The sequence below is a fragment of the Streptosporangium fragile genome (genome assembly GCF_039534445.1).
GTDB lineage: Bacteria > Actinomycetota > Actinomycetes > Streptosporangiales > Streptosporangiaceae > Streptosporangium > Streptosporangium fragile.
Window position 1 is genome coordinate 1 of sequence record NZ_BAAAVI010000177.1, and the last position, 951, is coordinate 951.

The 951-nt window shown below is 66.9% G+C and carries 2 protein-coding genes; both read left to right on the forward strand.

Annotated elements, in window-relative coordinates; translation table 11 throughout:
* On the forward strand, window positions 1-668 hold a 668-nt coding region (locus ABD841_RS40505), incomplete at its 5' end, for a carbohydrate ABC transporter permease (RefSeq protein ID WP_344982397.1).
* Window position 669: 1 nt separating this feature from the next.
* Window positions 670-951 (forward strand): glycoside hydrolase family 78 protein (locus ABD841_RS40510; RefSeq protein ID WP_344982399.1); only part of this gene is annotated, 282 nt, incomplete at its 3' end.

Here is a 951-nt window from a genome sequence, read left to right on the forward strand (position 1 = left end):
AGAACCTCGTCGCGGTGGTCGAGGCGCGCGACTACGTGCTGCTGCGCGCCTATGTCAACAGCACGATCCTCACCGTGGCCTCGGTGGCCCTGATTGTGATCTTCGCGGCCATGGCCGGATACGTCCTGCAGCGCCGGGCCGGCAAGGTCGCCAAGCTGGCCGACTTCCTGGTGCTGTCCGGGCTGATCATCCCGCCGGCGATCGTGCCGACCATCTGGCTGCTGCAGGCGCTGGGACTGTTCAAGACCCTGCCCGGGCTCATCCTGGTCGAGGTCGCCTTCGGCCTGTCGTACGCGGTGCTGCTGTTCCGCGCGTTCGTGGCGGCCATCCCCAGGGAACTGGACGAGGCGGCGATGCTCGACGGCTGCAACGGGTTCACCCTGTTCTTCAAGGTGATCTTCCCGCTGCTGCGGCCGGTGACGATCACCGTGATCCTGACCAGCTCGGTGGCGATCTTCAACGACTTCGTCAACCCGCTGTACTTCACCCCGGGCAACGAGAACGCCACCGTGCAGGTCACCCTCTACAACTTTCAGAGCCAGTACGGCACCCAGTGGAACCTGCTGTTCATGGACATCGTCCTGATCACCATCCCGCCGCTGCTGGCCTTCGTCTTCTTCAACCGCAAGATCGTGGCCGGCATGACCGCCGGCGCCATCAAGGGATGACATGACCTTCCTGAACGTCGAACCGGTCACCTTCGAACACCACCGGGAGCCCCTCGGCATCGGGGAACGCGCCCCGCGCCTGTCCTGGATCATCCGGACCGGCATCCCCGGCTGGCTGCAACGGGCGTACGAGATCGAACTCAGCGACGGGACGGCGACCGGCCTCGTCGAGTCCGAACAGTCGGTCCTGGTCCCCTGGCCGGGAACCGCGCTGGTCTCGCGCGAGCGGCGCGGGGCGCGGGTGCGCGTGCACGGCCGCGACGGCTCGGCCAGCGACTGGAGC